Genomic DNA, 16,567 nt, shown 5'->3' with positions numbered 1-16,567 from the left:
GCTCCAGCCAGAATCTGCATGGGGAGTGGCTGCATAAAGCCATTTTGGAGTCGTTACGGGCCGAAAGTGGTTTTTCTCTTGCCACGGCCATGATTGGGGTATAAAAAGGCGGTATTCCAAACGCCGATGAAACGGCTGTTTATGCAAACAAAGTGCTGAAAAATACGTGATAGTCGAATAAAAATAGAGCGATTAACCAGGATCCCCGCGTTCCATATTGTTTTTTCACTATCCGGGTGATATTTTCGCTGAAGGTTACCATCGGTTAAATTTTTGTTAAGTTGGCGATGGTGGAGTCACGCCCCTGCGGCGTCTAGGGACAGACAAGGTTGTAATGGATGAGCGACGTTGCCGCACTGGAAGTACGTGATCTGCACAAATATTTTGGCACCCACGAAGTGCTCAAGGGCATCGACATGACTGCCCACAAGGGGGATGTCATCTCCCTTATCGGCTCCTCGGGTTCGGGGAAGTCGACTTTTCTGCGCTGTATCAATCTGTTGGAAACCCCCTCATCCGGCAGCGTCTCCCTCCATGGTGAATTGATCCGGATGAAAACCAGCCGTTCCGGCGAACGGTTGCCGGAAGATATGCGTCAGGTTGAGCGCATTCGCAGCCGGCTGGCGATGGTTTTCCAAAGCTTCAATCTCTGGTCGCACATGACCATCATGCAGAACATCATCGAAGTGCCGATCCAGGTGCTCAAGGTGCCCCGTGCCGAGGCGATCGCCAAGGCGGAGCAGCTGCTCAACCGGGTTGGACTCTGGGAACGGCGCGACTACTACCCGGGTCACCTCTCCGGCGGTCAGCAGCAGCGTGCCGCCATCGCCCGTGCGCTGGCGGTGGAGCCCGAGGTGATGCTCTTTGATGAACCCACCTCGGCGCTCGATCCCGAGCTGGTGGGTGAGGTACTTGGCCTGATGCGCGAGCTGGCCGAAGAGGGGCGTACCATGCTGGTGGTGACCCACGAGATGTCATTTGCCCGCGATGTATCGAACAAGGTGATGTTCCTGCATCAGGGAAGAGTGGAGGAGGAGGGCAACCCCAAAGAGATTTTTGCCCATCCCAAATCCGAGCGGTTCAAACAATTCATCTCCTCCATCTATTGATGGCCGGAGCCCGGATTTACACGATCGACTGTTTTATCAAGGAGAGATACATGAACAAGCTGATGCTGGCGACTACCGTGATTGCTGCCCTCTCTTCCGGCAGCCTGATGGCCAAGGAGTGGAAAGAGGTGCGTATCGGGGTTGAGGGTGCCTATCCCCCCTTCTCCTGGACCGAGCCCAATGGCGAGGTAAAAGGGTTTGATATCGACATCGCCAATGCCCTGTGCGAAGAGATGAAAGTGAAGTGCACCCTGGTCAAGCAGGATTGGGACGGTATCATTCCGGCGCTGCTGTCGCGCAAGTTTGACGCCATCATCGCCACCATGGACATCACTGAAGAGCGCAAGAAGAAGGTGGACTTCACTCAGAAGTACCAGCACATTCCGGCTCGCTTTGCCGCCAAGAAAGGGACTGACGTCAAGCTCGACAAGGCCTTCATGGAAGGGAAAACCGTGGCGGTGCAGCGTGCTACCTCCATGGATACCTTCATTACCGACAACTTCCCGAACGCCACCATCAAGCGTTACGGCACTGCCGATGAAGCCTATCTCGATCTGAAATCTGGCCGTGTCGACTATGTGCTGGCCGACTCCGCTGCCATCACCGACGGTCTGTTCAAGAAAGAGGGGGGCGATGCCTTTGAATTCGTCGGCCCGAAACTGACCGATCCCAAGTGGTTTGGCGAGGGTGCCGGTATTGCGGTGCGCAAGGCTGACAAGGATCTGAAAGAGAAATTCAACGCCGCCATTCTGGCACTGCGTGCCAATGGCAAGTACAAGGCGATCAACGACAAGTACTTTGAGTTCGACGTATACGGCGAGTAAAAACTGGAGCCGTGTACGGTGAGTCATTCGCCACATAGATAGCGAATAACAGGCCGACCGGCTCACCTCGCCAGTTGTCATCGGGCCCGTTCTCTCCGTATGGAGCGATGGGCCCTATTAATTGCAATGGAGCTGCATCTGACCGTGTTAAAGATGTGGGTTCTCTTGTTGTTCAGAGGCATCAGCCCACTCGAGAAGTTGCAATGGAGCTGCATATGTTTGATTTGAAAGGATACGAAGCCTCGTTGCTGGAGGGCGCCTGGGTCACGCTGGAGGTAGCGCTCGCCTCCCTGCTGCTGGCGCTGCTGCTCGGCATGCTGGGGGCGCTCGCCAAGCTCTCCCCTTACAAGTGGGCCCGCGCCATTGCCAGCAGCTATACCACCCTGATCCGCGGCATTCCCGATCTGGTGCTGATGATGCTGCTCTTCTTTGGCGGCCAGGTGTTCATCAACGCCGTCTGTTCCTGGGTCAACGAGACCTACAATAACTGGTTGCTGCAGAGCAACCCGTCTCAGGAGTGGGTCTCCCTGCTGCCCGATTATGTGGATATCAGCCCGTTTGCCGCCGGTGTGGCGACCATCGGCTTTATCTTCGGCGCCTATATGACCGAGACCTTCCGCGGCGCCATTCTGGCGGTGGACAAGGGGGAGCTGGAGGCGGCCCGTGCCTTCGGCATGCGTTCGAGCCAACTCTTTGTGCGGATCCTCTTTCCCCAGATGATGCGCCACGCCCTGCCGGGCTTTGGCAACAACTGGCTGGTGCTACTCAAAACCACCGCGCTGGTCTCCATCATCGGGCTTGATGACATGGTGCGCAAAGCGTCGCTGGCGGCGGGTTCGACCCAGCAACCCTTTACCTTCTACATGGCCGTGGCGCTCATCTTCCTGATCTTCACTGCCGTCTCTACCTCGGCGCTCAAGTGGGCCGAGCGTCACTACGCCATCAAAACGAGGTAAGCCATGGATTTCTCAATCATTCTCAAAGAGTGGCCCACCTACTGGGAGGGGCTCTACACCACGGTCTGGCTGGTGGCACTCTCCCTGCTGCTTGGCCTGATGATCGCCATTCCCCTGGGCATTTTGCGCAACAGCCGCAACTGGCTGATCAAAGGGCCGATCTGGGCCTACATATACTTCTTTCGCGGCACTCCACTGCTGGTGCAGCTCTTTATCATCTACTACGGTGCTGCCCAATGGGAGTGGCTGAAGAACAGTGCTGCCTGGTCGCTCTTCTCCGAGGCCTGGTTCTGCGCGTTGCTGGCATTTACCCTCAACACCGGCGCCTATACCGCAGAAATCGTGCGCGGGGCGGTACACAACATGCCGCGTGGCCAGATTGAGGCGGCCAACTCCTTTGGCATGACCCGCTGGCAGACCCTGACCCGGATCATTCTGCCCAACTCGTTTCGCCGGGCGCTGCCTGCCTACAGCAACGAGGTGATCTTCATGCTGCAAGGCTCGGCGGTTGCGGGCATCATCACCATCGTCGATCTGACCGGCGCAGCGCGGATCATCAACTCCCGCTACTACAGTCCGTTCGAGGCGTTTTTGACAGCCGGTCTGCTCTATATGTTGCTCACCTTTGTCATCGTCTGGCTGTTCAAGAAGTGGGAGACTCGCTGGCACGCCCATCTGCGCCCGCGCAGTGTGTGACCGGTTAACGCCAGATGAAAAGCCCCGCCATGTCGACGGGGCTTTTTTTCGCCCGGCAATCGCCATCGGCCGTTTGCCAAATGGTGGCCGAGCAGGGACAATGCCTGCCCGAGAGCAGCCGCCGTGCCGGTTGCTGCCTTTTTCCAGTTCGCCGAGGTGTTATGTACCGGATCCTGTTTCAACACGCCGATTTTCTGGTTATCGACAAGCAGCCCGGCATCGGCATGCATGACGAGAAGGGAGAAGAGGGAGGAGAGACTGAGCCCGGGCTGGTCAATCGGGTGAAGGCCGATACGGGTCTGACCCTCTATCCGGTACACCGGCTCGACAAGATGACCTCCGGTCTGGTGCTGCTGGCCCGCACCACGGAGGCGAACCGCGAACTGAGCATGGCCTTTGCGGCCCGCGAGGTGAGCAAACAGTATCTGGCGCTCTCCGATCGCAAACCCAAGAAGAAGCAGGGCTGGGTGAAGGGGGATATGCAAAAGGGGCGCGGCGGCAGCTGGATGCTGGCGCGTACGCTGGATAATCCTGCCATCAGCTGGTTTGATTCAGTGTCGGTGCGCGAGGGGCTGCGGCTCTATCGCATCAAACCGCAGACCGGCAAGACCCACCAGATCCGGGTTGCCCTCAAAAGCATCGGCGCCCCCATTCTCGGGGATGAGCGCTATGGCGGCACGTCAGCCGATCGCGGTTATCTGCATGCCTGGCGGCTTAGCTTTACTCTGGCTGGCGAGCCGTTCGATTTTGTCTGCCCGCCCACGCAGGGGACCGAGTTTGTCACCCCCGAGCTGACCGCCGCGATTGCCGCTCTTACGCCTTGAGGCTCCCATGATAAGCCGCTCGCCAGCTGAACCAGTGGTGCCGAAAGAGAGTGGGGGGAATCGAGAGTGCGGGAGTGCTGTGCGCTGGATCCTTGCCGACTTTGACGACACCCTGGCCCCCGGCGACAGCCACGCCGGTCTGCTGCGCTATATCCTGCGGCGCCGGATCTGGCCGCTGCTGCTGTTGCCGGTGATTACGCTGGGTGGTTTGGTCTATCTGGTGCCCAACCAGCGGCGGCGCGGCATCTCCCTTATCTGGTGGGCCATCACGCTTTGGCTCTCTCCCCTTGGTTGGCGCAAGCTGGTGCGCGCCTACAGCCACACCCGTCCGGGGCTCTTTCGCGAGGCGCATCGGCTGCTTGGAGAAGAAGGGCATCGCTGCTGGGTGATCTCCGCCAGCCCGCGGGCGCTGGTACGGGCCCAGCTCTATCATCAACTGCCCGGCCAGTTGCCCCACCGGATTATTGGCTCGCAAATGCACTACCGGCTTGGCGGCCTGATGCCGCGCTTCTACTGCCACGGTCAGCACAAGCTGCTGCCAGAGATCTGCGCCCTTGATACCGAGCTGGCCTTGAGCGACAGCCTGCACGATCTGCCGCTGCTGGGGTTGGGGAAAGAGGCGTGGTTGATCAATCCGACGCCCACGCGACTGCAAAAAGCCCGTGCCCGCTTGCCCCATCTGATGGTCAAAAACTGGCAACTGTAAGGCAAAGCTGACAGCCATGCGGGTCGTCACACTTTGATCCGCAGGGCTGCGGCTTGAATGTCACAATCCATTTACATCTTTTGCTGCCAGCTGCGAAAAACTATCTGCAACCTGCCTCTTCTCTTCCTGCTACGCCCTGCCTCTAATGAAACAAGTTGTTAACACTTGCTGCGCCGCTGCGTGCCGCAATCCGTTTTAACCGAATCAAGAGCAAGGAGCGCCCGATGAATGCCACCTCTTCCGCCACCCATACCATCAATCCGTTAGGCACTGACGGTTTCGAGTTCGTCGAGTACACGGCCCCCGATGCCAAGGGGATTGCCGCCCTCAAGAGCCTGTTTGTGTCGCTCGGGTTTGCCGAGGTCGCCAAGCACAAACACAAGCAGTGCTGGCTCTACCGGCAGGGGGATATCAACTTCGTGGTCAATGCCGAGCCCCACTCCCAGGCGGAGCAGTTTGCCAGCCTGCATGGGCCGAGCGTTTGCGGCATGGCATTTCGGGTGAGCGATGCGGGCAAGGCACAGCAGTTCGCCATCGCCAAGGGGGCCAAGCCCTTTGTCGGCAAGATTGGCCCGATGGAGCTCAATATTCCCGCCATCTACGGTATCGGCGAGAGCACCCTCTCTTTTGTTGACCGTTATGGCGACAAGGGCTCCATCTACGATGTGGATTTTGTCTTCTACCCCGACTGGCAGGCCCGGATGGCGGAGGTGGATGCCGGTCTCATCGAGATCGATCACCTGACCCACAACGTCCATCGCGGCAATATGGATGTCTGGTCCAATTTCTACGAGCGGATCGGCAACTTCCGTGAAATTCGCTACTTCGATATCGAGGGCAAGCTGACCGGGCTGCATTCACGCGCTATGACGGCTCCCTGCGGCAAGATCCGCATCCCCATCAACGAGTCGGCGGATGACAAGTCCCAGATTGAGGAGTACCTGCGCCAGTACAAGGGGGAGGGGATCCAGCACATCGCACTCTCCTCGGCCGACATCTACCACACCATCCGCACCCTGCGCAGCCGCGGCACCGGCTTTATGCCGACCCCGGATACCTACTACGAGAAGGTGAACAGTCGTGTCGAGGGGCATCAGGAGGATCTGGCTGCCCTCAAAGAGCTGCGCATCCTCATCGACGGCTCCCCCACCAAGGATGGCATCCTGCTGCAGATCTTCACCGACACCGTGATTGGCCCGGTCTTCTTCGAGATCATCCAGCGCAAGGGCAACGAAGGGTTTGGCGAGGGCAATTTCAAGGCGCTCTTTGAATCGATCGAGTTGGACCAGATCCGCCGCGGCGTGCTGGATGGCGGCGAGGATGAGAAGGGTGCCCGCAAAGAGGGAGCGAGCGATGCGTAACTGGATTAACTTCCCCCATCGGGAGGGGACCCACTCCCGTCAGGCCCATGCCGACCTGCCGGAGCAGGCCATCTATGAGCGCGAGCTGGGGCGCAGCGGCTTTTTTGGCCCCGCCACCCACATGCACCACAAGCATGCCCCCACCGACTGGAGCAGTTGGGAAGGGCCACTGCGGCCACGGCTGTTTGACCTCAATGCCCTCCAGGAAGAGGTGAGCTCCCTCTCCCCCTGGGTGGCCCCCGACATTCTCAGCAACCCCCACTGTCGCTACCGGATATGGCGGCACTCCGAGGCGATGCCGTTTCTGGTGCGCAATGCCGACGGTGACGAGCTGCTCTTTATCCACGAGGGGGGCGGCGAGTTCTTCTGCGACTACGGCCACCTGACCCTGCGGGATGGTGACTATGTGGTGATCCCCCGTGGCACCATGTGGCGCATCGAGCCGACGGCGCCCCTGTTCATCCTGATGATCGAGGCGACCAACGACAGCTATCAGCTACCGGACAAGGGGCTGGTGGGCAATCACGCCATCTTCGACCCGGCGGCGCTGGATGTGCCCGCCATCAACGAGCGCTTTTTGGCCCAGCAGGATGAGAATCCCTGGTCGCTGCAGGTGAAGCGCCACGATCAGGTGTCGGTCATCACCTGGCCCTTCAACCCGCTGGACGCGCAGGGGTGGCACGGGGATTTGAGCGTGGTGCGCCTCAACTGGCGGGATATCCGCCCGCTGATGAGCCACCGCTACCATCTGCCGCCGTCGGCCCATTCGACCTTTGTTGCGAGTCGCTTCGTGATTTGTACCTTCGTGCCGCGCCCCATCGAGAGCGACCCCGGCGCCCTCAAGGTGCCCTTCTATCACAGCAATGACGATTACGACGAGGTGCTCTTTTACCACGCCGGGGATTTCTTCAGCCGGGACAATATCGAGCGGGGCATGGTCACCTTCCACCCTGCCGGTTTCACCCACGGCCCCCATCCCAAGGCGTTTGCGGCAGGGCAGGCCTATGCCAAGAAGTTCACCGACGAGGTAGCGGTCATGCTCGATACCCGCGATGCGCTGAACGTCGGCAGTCTGTGCGAACGGATCGAGAACACCCGGTATGTATCCAGCTGGCAGCGCCCGGACGCTGCTGCCGGCAAATAAGGAATCGCTTATGAAATTGGCAACATTGAACAATGGCAAGCGCGATGGCGTTTTGGTGGTGGTGAGCCGGGATCTGAGCCGGGCGGTGCGGGTGAGCGAGATTGCCCCGACGTTGCAGGCCGCCCTCGACGAGTGGGCCGAGGTCGCCCCCAAGCTGGAGGCTGTCTATCAGCAGCTTAACGAGGGCCGAGCGGCTGACTCGTTCGCCTTTGACGAAGCGTCTTGCCTCTCTCCGCTGCCGCGCGCCTATCAGTGGGCCGATGGCAGCGCCTACGTCAACCATGTGGAGCTGGTGCGCAAGGCCCGCGGCGCCGAGATGCCGGAGAGCTTCTGGCACGATCCGCTGATGTATCAGGGGGGCTCCGACAGCTTCCTCGCCCCTCGTGGGCCGATTGTCATGGGCTCCGAGGAGTGGGGGATCGATTTCGAGTCGGAAGTGGCCATCATCACCGACGATGTGCCGATGGGGGTAAGCCCGCAGGGGGCCGCCAGCCACGTCAAATTGCTGATGCTGGTCAACGATGTGAGCCTGCGTAACCTCATTCCGGGCGAGCTTGCCAAGGGCTTTGGCTTCTTCCAGTCCAAACCGTCCAGCGCCTTCTCGCCGGTGGCCATCACCCCGGATGAGCTGGGGGATGACTGGCTCGATGGCAAGGTCCATCTGCCGCTTCTGACCCACCTCAACGGTGCGCTGTTCGGTGCGCCAGAAGCCGGGGTGGACATGACCTTCAACTTCTTCGAGCTGATTGCCCATGCAGCCAAGACCAGACAGCTCGGGGCGGGTTGCATCATCGGCTCCGGCACCGTCTCCAACTACGATCGCAGCGCCGGCTCATCCTGTATCGCCGAGCGGCGCATGCTGGAAATTCTTGATTGTGATCAAGCTATAACCCCCTATATGAAATTTGGTGATAGAGTGGCCATCACCATGCTGGATCGCAATGGCAAGAGTCTGTTTGGCACACTCTCCCAGCAAGTGGTGCAGGGTGGCAGCCAGACAGAGTGATGATCCCCGAGAGATGGGGGGCCGACAGGGGGCGAGGCTGCCTGTCGGCTGACAAAAGAAGGACGAAGTATGTTGCAGTTGTTTGGCTACTGGCGCTCGTCAGCCAGTTTTCGGGTGCGGATCGTGTTGCAGCTCAAGGGACTGGATTATGAGCAGCACCCGATCAATTTGCGGCAGGGGGAGCAGCGCGAGAAGAGTTACAAACGGATCAACCCGCAGGGGCTGGTGCCCTTTCTGGTGGATGGCGATGTGCAGATCGGTCAGTCGGTCGCCATCATGGAGTACCTTGACGAAACTTATCCCGCCCATCCCCTGATGCCCTCAGCCCCCGAGGCACGCGCCAAGGTACGCCAGATAGTCAACATGATCGCCTGTGATATCCACCCGCTCAACAACCTGCGGGTGCTCAACTATCTGGAAGAGCACTTCAGGGTGGGCAAGGAGCAGGAGGCGGTTTGGTATAGCCACTGGATTGACGAAACCTTTACCGCCCTTGAACAGCTGTTGATGACCACCGCCGGTATCTACTGCGTCGGCAACGAGGTCACTCTGGCGGATTGCATGCTGGTGCCCCAGGTCTACAACGCCCGCCGCTACGAGATGACGCTGGACGATTACCCCACTATCCGCCGCATCGTCGCCAACTGCGAACAGTTGCAAGCCTTTATCAAGGCCGCCCCCGCAAACCAGCCAGACGCGCAACCCTGATCGGATCGCGCGATGCAGCATTTTGATGGCTAAAGCAGTGAATACTCATTGAGCCAGTGAGACGACTGGCTCACTCACGAAATATGTTCGCGCTGTTGCCAAAACTAAGCTTGTTTTGTGAACAGCCATGGCAGCCCTTCCTGTGTGTTGGAATGGCTGCCATGGCGGGATTTGCATCAATTAGTTCTGCATATCCGTGATGTAATAGGTCACGGGATATGTTGTCTGTTTTTTCATGTCCTGATTCACGAGACCTACTTTTTTGGCATTTTCAATGTTGTAGGTTGCACGTCGACTCTCGGACGAGGTGATGGCCTTTAGCTCCTCTGCCGGAATTTTGGTGCAGGAAGAGTAAATGGTGCGAAAGAGCGAGTTGTATTTTTCAGCGTCGTCCAAAATACGCTGTGCCTGATCCGGCTTCAGGTAATCATTGATTTCATTTGCCGCGGCAGCAGGATGAAGTAAGAAAGATGCCATTGGCATGGCATAACGCTCATTCGATGCACAGTAAATTATAGTTGCAGAAGAGGCCACATTTGATGCGTTAATCATATTCAGCTTCGTCGGATTTTTACGCAACGCCTCGTAGGCCATATACCCGGAGTCCATATCACCACCCCCGCTATTGAGATATATATCTATATTTTGAATGTTGCGATAATTGCCGTTAATTTCATCAACAGAGGATAACAGCCAGGCCACTGTCTGCGGGTCTATGCCTGCATTGAAGTAGATGGCGGCCTTATCTACATCTGTGTCATTGACCGTGTTTCCCTTGATGAAAAAAATGTTGGCGTGCACATGTAGCGGTAATGTCAGAGCAAGCAAAATTAGTTTTTTTCTCAACATAGATACCTCATTGATAATATATTCAGGGACACATGGTTGCTGACAATATCACTATTTCAAATATCGGCATCTGAAAAATGAAATGCTGTCAATTGATACCTGCATTAATACAGTGTCGGCTACCCTGATTTCACCTCCACATGACGAATGCCATAGTGCCAGTTATGTAGCAGGGGAATACCCTATCCCATTTTTCGATACGTGGTGCTCTGCCCGAGCCTATGCTCACTTTCAACGTCGGTTTTATGGGCCATGTTCTGATCGTCGGTTTACTCTATTTGCCATAAGAAAAAGCCCTTCACCGTGGTGAAGGGCTTTTTGCTATTTGGCGTTAGCCGCTGGGGTCGCCCCGCTCTGGCTTAGTAGCCCTGCTGGTGCACGTCCATCACGGCGCGGCCAGACGGGTCGGCCATCTCCTTGAACTTGGCATCCCACTCCAGCGCGGTGGGGGTGGAGCAGGCGACCGACTTGCCGTAGGGCACGGTGCGGGCGGCGGCTTCCAGCGGGAAGTGCTCGTCGAAGATGGCGCGGTAGAAGTAGGCCTCCTTGGTGAGCGGTGTGTTGATGGGGAAGCGGAATGCGGCCGCCTCGAACATCTGATCCGTCACTTCCTGCTCTACCATGGCTTTCAGGCTGTCGATCCACGAATAGCCTACGCCGTCGGAGAACTGCTCCTTCTGACGCCATGCCACTTCGTGGGGCAGCAGATCCTCGAACGCTTCGCGCAGGATGTGCTTCTCGATCTTGCCCTTGCCGCACATCTTGTCAGCCGGCTGCAAGCGCATCGCCACGTCCATGAACTCCTTGTCGAGGAAGGGTACGCGGCCTTCCACGCCCCAGGCAGCCATCGACTTGTTGGCGCGCAGGCAGTCATAGAGGTGCAAAGAGGCGAGCTTGCGCACGTTCTCTTCGTGGAACTCGCGGGCGTTGGGCGCCTTGTGGAAGTAGAGGTAGCCACCGAACAGCTCGTCAGAGCCTTCGCCGGAGAGCACCATCTTGATCCCCATCGCCTTGATGTAGCGTGCCATCAGATACATGGGCGTGGAGGCTCGGATGGTGGTGACGTCATAGGTCTCGAGGTGATAGATGACGTCGCGCAGGGCATCCAGACCCTCCTGCACGGTGAAGTGGATCTGGTGATGGATGGTGCCGAGGTGATCAGCCACCTTGCGGGCGGCGGCGAGATCCGGAGACCCTTCCAGACCGACGGCGAAGGAGTGCAGTTGCGGCCACCAGGCTTCGCTCTTGCCATCGTCCTCGATGCGGCGCGCCGCATAGAGCTTGGTGATGGCGGAGATAACGGAGGAGTCCAACCCGCCGGAGAGCAGCACGCCATAAGGCACGTCGCACATCAGCTGGCGCTTGACCGCAGCTTCCAGCGCCGCTTTCAGCTCGGTCTTGTCGCTGACGTTGTGCTCGACCGCGGCGTACTCCATCCAGTCGCGCTTGTACCACTGTTTGAGTTCGCCATCCTTGCTCCACAGGTAGTGTCCCGGCGGGAAGGTTTCGACGCTCTTGCAGACCGGCACCAGCGCCTTCATTTCGGAGGCGACATAGAAGTTGCCGTGCTCGTCGCGGCCGGTATAGAGGGGAATGATCCCCATGTGGTCGCGACCAATCAGGTAGGCATCCTGTTCGGCGTCATAAAGAATGAAGGCAAAGATGCCGTTGAGATCGTCGAGAAACGCCGGGCCCTTCTCCTTGTAGAGGGCAAGCAGCACTTCACAGTCAGATTTGGTCTGGAACTGGAAATCGACCTTGAGGGTCTTTTCCAGCTCTTTGTGGTTGTAGATCTCGCCGTTGACCGCCAGCACATGGGTGCGCTCGGGGTTGTAGAGCGGCTGGGCGCCATTGCCCGGGTCGACGATGGCCAGACGCTCGTGCACCAGAATGGCTTTGTCTGAGCTGTAGACGCCGGACCAGTCAGGCCCGCGGTGACGCAGTCGCTTGGACATCTCCAGCGCCGATTTGCGCAGGGCTACTGCATCGGACTTGATATCCAGAATGCCGAAAATTGAACACATTGGCGGTAATCCTCTTGATTTTTATATGAGCCCCCCACGTTTGGGCTCGAAATTCCATTTACATTCCTCGTCAGACACAATGCCTAGCGGAAAAACCTTTTGCAAGCGGGAAAACCGCAGAAAATCATGCCGTAAGCGTCAAGCGGATCAACAGGATAAGGGCTGCTGCAACGGGGCTGGGTGACGTGAACGTCAAGCCGAGGCAGGTTCGAAGATGACGTAGACCTTGCGACAGGGGGTCAGGGTTTCCCACTCTCCGACAAAACCGGCGGGAATGACGAATTGATCGCCGGGTTTGAGGACCAGCTGGCCGCCCAGATTGTCGTGGATCACCACATCCCCCTCCAGCAGCTGGCAATACTCGTGTTCGGTGTAGTGGATGGCCCAGCGGCCGGGCTCGCAGCTCCAGAAGCCGATGTGAAACTGCTGGCTGGGGTCTGAGTAGTGGTTCCACACCGTCTGACTCGGATGGCCTGCTTTAATGCGCTCGGGGGCGGGCATCAGCGGGGTGGGGGCCGCCTCATGGCGATCGAGCAAAATCCAGTCGTTGAGGGTCTTCATGGTGCCTCCCTGGCAATGGGGATATAAAAGCGGGGCCATCCCGGCCCCGCGTTTGTTCGTTTTATTAAACGAGGTTGTGCATAACTTAAACGATGCGCACTCCCTTGCCAAGGGCCGCTAGCCGCAGGATCAGAGTGGCTGCAAACGGCGGATCACATGGCGGGCAAAGCCGCTGCCCGCTTCGTTGTAGACGTTGAACACCGCATCCACCCCTTGCTCTTTCAGGGAGGCGATATCGTCCTCGAAGCGAACGATGGCGGCTATCTTGCCGGCAAAACCGTGGCTGCGCAGCTTCTCGATGGCGTAGAGATTCCCCGAGTGGTGGGGCATCGCCAGCAGCACCAGATTGACCTGATTGGAGAGCAGCACCTTGTCCCAGAAGTCGGTATCGGTGGCATCCCCCTCGATGACGTTCATCCCCTGGGCGCGCAGGGTGGGCAGCTTCTCGCTGTCGTTCTCCACCCCGAGGATGACGTTGCCGTACTTGTTCTCCAGTTCGAAATAGGCCCCCTGACCGATCCGCCCCATGCCGAGGATGATCACCTCCGCATCGCCCAGCTCGATGGGTCTGTCTTCCGGATGGAGGTTGCTCGCCTGCAACCCCTTGAGCCAGTGACCGATACGGTGGTAGATCCGCTCGCTCTGGGCATTGAGCGGAGCGGAGATCATAAAGCTTGCCGCCAGCGCCAGAGAAACCGCCACCAGCCACTCGTAGGAGAGCCAGCCTGCCTTGGCTGCGATGGCGGCGACGATCAGGCCAAACTCCGAGAAGTTGGTGAGCGCCAGGGTGGAGAGCAGGGCGGTGCGCACTCGCAGGTGAGCGCCGCTGTAGACCAGATAATAGAGCGCGCTTTTGAGCGGCAGGGCCAGCACCAGCGCCAGCGCCAGCAACATGGTGTCGTGGGTCGGCAGACCGTTGAGGCCGATGGTGAGGAAGAAGCAGATAAGAAACAGGTCTTTGAGGTTGAAGAGCGCCTTGGCAAGGCCTGCTGCGGCAGGATGGGAGGCGAGCATCATGCCGATGATAAGGGCTCCGAGATCCGGCTTGAGGCCGACCACTTCAAACCCGGCTGCACCCACCACCAGCGCCAGAAATACTCCGAACAGCACCTGCAACTCGCCGTGACCGGCCCGCTCCAGCAGCTTGAACAGCAGTGGGCGCAGCAGCGGCAGCCCCAGTACCCAGAGTGCCCAGATGCTGGGCCACTTGCCGCTGGAGAAGGCCAGAAAGGCCACCGCGAACACATCCTGCATCACCAGCACACCGATGGCGATGCGGGCGTAGAGGGCATTCATGTCACTGCGATCTTCCAGCACCTTGACCGCGAAGACGGTGCTGGAGAAGGAGAGGGCAAAACCGAGCAGCAGTGCCAGCTTCCAGTCCAGCGACAGGGCCAGCACCAGCCCGAGCCCCTTGCAGACCAGCAGCAGCACGGTAAAGAGCAGGGTGGAGAGCAGCAGATGCAGGCTGGTGGTGCCCCACACATCGCGTCGCATCAGGGTCTTGATATTGAGCTTGAGACCGATGGTGAACAGCAGCAGGGTGACGCCGAGATCGGCGATCTCGTTGAGGGCCGGGGTGTTGTGATAGCCCATGCCATTGAGGATAAAACCGGCGGCCAGAAAGCCGAGCAGAGGAGGCAGGCCAATCAGATTGACCAGCATGCCGCAGCCAAAGGCCACGGCGATGAGAATGGGTTCCATAACAGGTCCAGCTGGGGCAGGGGAGACCTGCCCGGTTTAAATCCTTGGGTATCAGACGATATCGATGTCGACCACGGAGTCGAAGATGTGGTTCGGCCGAAACGGCATGCGGTCGATATCGGCGACCTTGCTCACCCCGGAGAGCACCAGCACCGTCTCGAGGCCTGCCTGAAAGCCCGCCAGAATGTCGGTGCGCAGGTTGTCGCCGATGATGATGGTGTCGTCGGAGTGGGCCTCCATCCGGTTGAGCGCCGCACGGATGATCCAGGCGCTCGGCTTGCCGACATAGAACGGCTTCTTGCCGGTCATCCGCTCGATGGGGGCGCACAGGGCGCCGCAGGCCGGGTGCATCATGGGGCCATGGGTATCCGGGTTGGTGGCGATAAAGCGGGCCCCCTGATCGACGAACTTGGCCCCCTGCTGGATCATGGTCCAGTTGTAGTTGCGGGTCTCGCCCACCACCACGAAGTCGGGGTCGATATCGGTGATGGTAAAGCCGGCCTTGTAGAGCTCGTGGGTCAGCGCCCCTTCACCGATCACATAGGCCTTCTTGCCATCCTGACGTTTGAGAAAGTCGGCGGTGCCCATGGCGGAGGTGTAGAAGCACTCTTCCGGCACCTCGATCCCGGCGGAGCGGAAGCGGTTTTGCAGATCTTTCTGGGTCTGGGCCGGGTAGTTGGTCAGAAACAGCAGCTTGCTGCCCTGCTCCAGCAGGCGATGGACGAAGCGGTCGGCGCCGGGAATGAGATCGTTGTTGTGCAGGATGACACCGTCGATGTCACAGATGACGTTCTTCATGAAAACTCCTTGTCAGGGCGCAGACGAGCTGCCAATCGATAAGACGTTCAATCATTTATGATTTTTGTGACGCCATTATAAATCTGTTTGATGACAAGTCTCCCCTGTCTTGCAACTTGAGCGCACAATAAGCATGAAGTCGGGGCAATCGTGTGGAGGGGTTGTCCCCGGGATCTGGTCGCTGATGGAGCCGTCGCCATGGATAACCCTATTGCCGAACACTTTATAGCCGAATTGCCCAAGCTGGAGCTGCACCTTCACATTGAGGGCACCCTCGAACCCGAGCTGATGTTCGAGCTTGGCAAACGCAACAATGTGCCGCTGCCCTGGCCCGACGTGGCCAGCGTGCGCGCCGCCTATGACTTTGACTGCCTGCAATCCTTTCTCGACCTCTACTACCTTGGTGCCAGCGTGCTGGTGACCGAGCAGGACTTCTTCGACCTCACCTGGGCCTATCTGGAACGCTGCACCGCCGACAAGGTGGTGCATGTGGAGATCTTCTTCGACCCGCAGACCCACACCGCCCGTGGCATACCTTTTGCTACCGTGCTCGGCGGCATCGAGCGGGCGCTGCAGCGCGGGGAGCAGGAGTTTGGCATCAGCTGGCGGCTTATCATGAGTTTTTTGCGCCACCTGAGCGAGGAGGAGGCGTTCGCTACGTTGGCAGAGGCCGAGCCCTTCCTGTCACGGATCCACGGCATCGGCCTCGACTCGGGGGAGAAGGGCAATCCGCCCAGCAAATTTGCCCGGATTTTTGCCAAATGCCGCGAGCTGGGGCTGCCGGTGGTGGCCCATGCGGGCGAAGAGGGGCCTGCCGACTACATCTGGCAGGCGATCAACGAGCTGCAGGTATGCCGCATCGATCATGGGGTGCGCTCGGCCGACGATCCCGAGCTGCTCCGCTATCTGGCCGATACCCGGCTGCCGCTCACCGTCTGCCCCCTCTCCAACACCCGGCTCAAGGTGTTTGACCAGATGGCCCACCACAATGTGCTGCGACTGCTGGAGCAGGGGATCTGCGTCACCATCAACTCCGACGATCCCGCCTATTTTGGTGGTTACATGGGGGCCAACTTTGCGGCGCTGGCGAACGATCTCGGTGCCACTGCGGATCAGCTCTGCCGCCTCTCCCTCAATGCGGTGGAGGCGAGCTGGCTGAGTCTGGCCGACAAGGCGCGGTTGACCCGCGATATTCGCACTCATGCCGCCCGCCACGGGGTGCAGTTGCACTGAGTCAGGCGCAGGTTAATCCCGGATGCAAAGAGGCCCGCTATCACGGGCCTCTCTTATTTTCAGC

General features: G+C 58.9%; 16 protein-coding genes. 11 read left to right on the top strand and 5 right to left on the bottom strand.

Going from position 1 to position 16,567, the window contains the following annotated elements; all coding sequences use genetic code 11:
* Nucleotides 1–338 precede the first annotated feature (338 nt).
* From AAHA41_RS05475 to maiA, 10 genes are all read left to right on the top strand, one after another.
* Complete coding sequence (locus tag AAHA41_RS05475) at nt 339–1,109, top strand: ABC transporter ATP-binding protein (RefSeq protein WP_033115996.1); 771 nt, start codon at nt 339–341, stop codon at nt 1,107–1,109.
* Between the two features lie 50 nt (nt 1,110–1,159).
* Nucleotides 1,160–1,933, top strand: coding sequence for an ABC transporter substrate-binding protein (locus AAHA41_RS05470; RefSeq protein ID WP_041209369.1), 774 nt, complete (start codon nt 1,160–1,162; stop codon nt 1,931–1,933).
* Nucleotides 1,934–2,148: 215 nt separating this feature from the next.
* A complete protein-coding gene (locus tag AAHA41_RS05465) occupies nt 2,149–2,889 on the top strand; it encodes an ABC transporter permease (protein ID WP_041209370.1) in 741 nt (246 codons plus the stop codon).
* Nucleotides 2,890–2,892: 3 nt separating this feature from the next.
* Nucleotides 2,893–3,585: an ABC transporter permease gene (locus AAHA41_RS05460; protein ID WP_041209371.1), complete on the top strand. Its 693-nt coding sequence runs from the start codon at nt 2,893–2,895 to the stop codon at nt 3,583–3,585.
* A gap of 161 nt (nt 3,586–3,746) precedes the next feature.
* Complete coding sequence (locus tag AAHA41_RS05455) at nt 3,747–4,409, top strand: TIGR01621 family pseudouridine synthase (RefSeq protein WP_041209372.1); 663 nt, start codon at nt 3,747–3,749, stop codon at nt 4,407–4,409.
* Nucleotides 4,410–4,488: 79 nt separating this feature from the next.
* The gene (locus AAHA41_RS05450) at nt 4,489–5,115 is read left to right on the top strand and encodes an HAD family hydrolase (RefSeq protein ID WP_323070264.1); all 627 of its coding nucleotides are present in this window, start codon (nt 4,489–4,491) and stop codon (nt 5,113–5,115) included.
* 224 nt (nt 5,116–5,339) lie between these two features.
* A complete protein-coding gene (gene hppD, locus AAHA41_RS05445; RefSeq protein ID WP_323070265.1) occupies nt 5,340–6,476 on the top strand; it encodes a 4-hydroxyphenylpyruvate dioxygenase in 1,137 nt (378 codons plus the stop codon).
* Entirely contained in the window at nt 6,469–7,620 is a 1,152-nt protein-coding gene (locus AAHA41_RS05440; protein WP_323070266.1) for a homogentisate 1,2-dioxygenase, read from the top strand. Before hppD ends, AAHA41_RS05440 begins: the two co-directional genes overlap by 8 nt.
* Before the next feature lie 10 nt (nt 7,621–7,630).
* Nucleotides 7,631–8,626 (top strand): fumarylacetoacetate hydrolase family protein, encoded by a 996-nt coding sequence (locus AAHA41_RS05435; RefSeq protein ID WP_323070267.1) that lies wholly within the window; start codon nt 7,631–7,633, stop codon nt 8,624–8,626.
* A 69-nt stretch (nt 8,627–8,695) separates the two neighbouring features.
* A complete protein-coding gene (maiA, locus tag AAHA41_RS05430; protein ID WP_323070268.1) occupies nt 8,696–9,334 on the top strand; it encodes a maleylacetoacetate isomerase in 639 nt (212 codons plus the stop codon).
* Between the two features lie 180 nt (nt 9,335–9,514).
* Here the strand turns inward: maiA and AAHA41_RS05425 are convergent, their stop codons facing one another.
* The 5 genes from AAHA41_RS05425 to AAHA41_RS05405 form a co-directional block, all read right to left on the bottom strand.
* Complete coding sequence (locus tag AAHA41_RS05425; RefSeq protein WP_279008470.1) at nt 9,515–10,183, bottom strand: ATP-dependent Clp protease proteolytic subunit; 669 nt, start codon at nt 10,181–10,183, stop codon at nt 9,515–9,517.
* Between the two features lie 359 nt (nt 10,184–10,542).
* On the bottom strand, nt 10,543–12,207 hold the full coding sequence (asnB, locus tag AAHA41_RS05420) for an asparagine synthase B (RefSeq protein WP_323070631.1): 1,665 nt from the start codon (nt 12,205–12,207) through the stop codon (nt 10,543–10,545).
* A 192-nt stretch (nt 12,208–12,399) separates the two neighbouring features.
* Nucleotides 12,400–12,768 carry a cupin domain-containing protein gene (locus AAHA41_RS05415; RefSeq protein ID WP_323070632.1) on the bottom strand — a complete coding sequence of 123 codons (369 nt, stop codon included), beginning with the start codon at nt 12,766–12,768 and terminating at the stop codon, nt 12,400–12,402.
* Between the two features lie 129 nt (nt 12,769–12,897).
* Nucleotides 12,898–14,472 carry a cation:proton antiporter family protein gene (locus AAHA41_RS05410; protein WP_323070633.1) on the bottom strand — a complete coding sequence of 525 codons (1,575 nt, stop codon included), beginning with the start codon at nt 14,470–14,472 and terminating at the stop codon, nt 12,898–12,900.
* A 51-nt stretch (nt 14,473–14,523) separates the two neighbouring features.
* Nucleotides 14,524–15,270: an HAD-IIA family hydrolase gene (locus tag AAHA41_RS05405; protein WP_033115984.1), complete on the bottom strand. Its 747-nt coding sequence runs from the start codon at nt 15,268–15,270 to the stop codon at nt 14,524–14,526.
* A gap of 198 nt (nt 15,271–15,468) precedes the next feature.
* Between AAHA41_RS05405 and AAHA41_RS05400 the strand changes: the two genes are divergently transcribed.
* Nucleotides 15,469–16,503 (top strand): adenosine deaminase, encoded by a 1,035-nt coding sequence (locus AAHA41_RS05400; protein ID WP_323070634.1) that lies wholly within the window; start codon nt 15,469–15,471, stop codon nt 16,501–16,503.
* The last annotated feature ends 64 nt before the right edge of the window (nt 16,504–16,567 follow it).

Source organism: Aeromonas sp. SER, assembly GCF_038739615.1.
Classification (GTDB): domain Bacteria; phylum Pseudomonadota; class Gammaproteobacteria; order Enterobacterales; family Aeromonadaceae; genus Aeromonas; species Aeromonas jandaei.
The sequence above is the reverse complement of the archived record's forward strand: the minus strand, read 5'-3'. Positions and strand labels throughout refer to the sequence as shown.

What these genes read in the sequence shown, in the direction of transcription:
- AAHA41_RS05425 (WP_279008470.1), bottom strand. Translation starts at nt 10,183, where the DNA reads ATGTTGAGAAAAAAACTAATTTTGCTTGCTCTGACATTACCGCTACAT.
- AAHA41_RS05415 (WP_323070632.1), bottom strand. Translation starts at nt 12,768, where the DNA reads ATGAAGACCCTCAACGACTGGATTTTGCTCGATCGCCATGAGGCGGCC.
- AAHA41_RS05460 (WP_041209371.1), top strand. Translation starts at nt 2,893, where the DNA reads ATGGATTTCTCAATCATTCTCAAAGAGTGGCCCACCTACTGGGAGGGG.
- AAHA41_RS05475 (WP_033115996.1), top strand. Translation starts at nt 339, where the DNA reads ATGAGCGACGTTGCCGCACTGGAAGTACGTGATCTGCACAAATATTTT.
- AAHA41_RS05405 (WP_033115984.1), bottom strand. Translation starts at nt 15,270, where the DNA reads ATGAAGAACGTCATCTGTGACATCGACGGTGTCATCCTGCACAACAAC.
- AAHA41_RS05470 (WP_041209369.1), top strand. Translation starts at nt 1,160, where the DNA reads ATGAACAAGCTGATGCTGGCGACTACCGTGATTGCTGCCCTCTCTTCC.
- asnB (WP_323070631.1), bottom strand. Translation starts at nt 12,207, where the DNA reads ATGTGTTCAATTTTCGGCATTCTGGATATCAAGTCCGATGCAGTAGCC.
- AAHA41_RS05410 (WP_323070633.1), bottom strand. Translation starts at nt 14,472, where the DNA reads ATGGAACCCATTCTCATCGCCGTGGCCTTTGGCTGCGGCATGCTGGTC.
- AAHA41_RS05440 (WP_323070266.1), top strand. Translation starts at nt 6,469, where the DNA reads ATGCGTAACTGGATTAACTTCCCCCATCGGGAGGGGACCCACTCCCGT.
- AAHA41_RS05435 (WP_323070267.1), top strand. Translation starts at nt 7,631, where the DNA reads ATGAAATTGGCAACATTGAACAATGGCAAGCGCGATGGCGTTTTGGTG.
- AAHA41_RS05400 (WP_323070634.1), top strand. Translation starts at nt 15,469, where the DNA reads ATGGATAACCCTATTGCCGAACACTTTATAGCCGAATTGCCCAAGCTG.
- AAHA41_RS05455 (WP_041209372.1), top strand. Translation starts at nt 3,747, where the DNA reads ATGTACCGGATCCTGTTTCAACACGCCGATTTTCTGGTTATCGACAAG.
- AAHA41_RS05465 (WP_041209370.1), top strand. Translation starts at nt 2,149, where the DNA reads ATGTTTGATTTGAAAGGATACGAAGCCTCGTTGCTGGAGGGCGCCTGG.
- maiA (WP_323070268.1), top strand. Translation starts at nt 8,696, where the DNA reads ATGTTGCAGTTGTTTGGCTACTGGCGCTCGTCAGCCAGTTTTCGGGTG.
- hppD (WP_323070265.1), top strand. Translation starts at nt 5,340, where the DNA reads ATGAATGCCACCTCTTCCGCCACCCATACCATCAATCCGTTAGGCACT.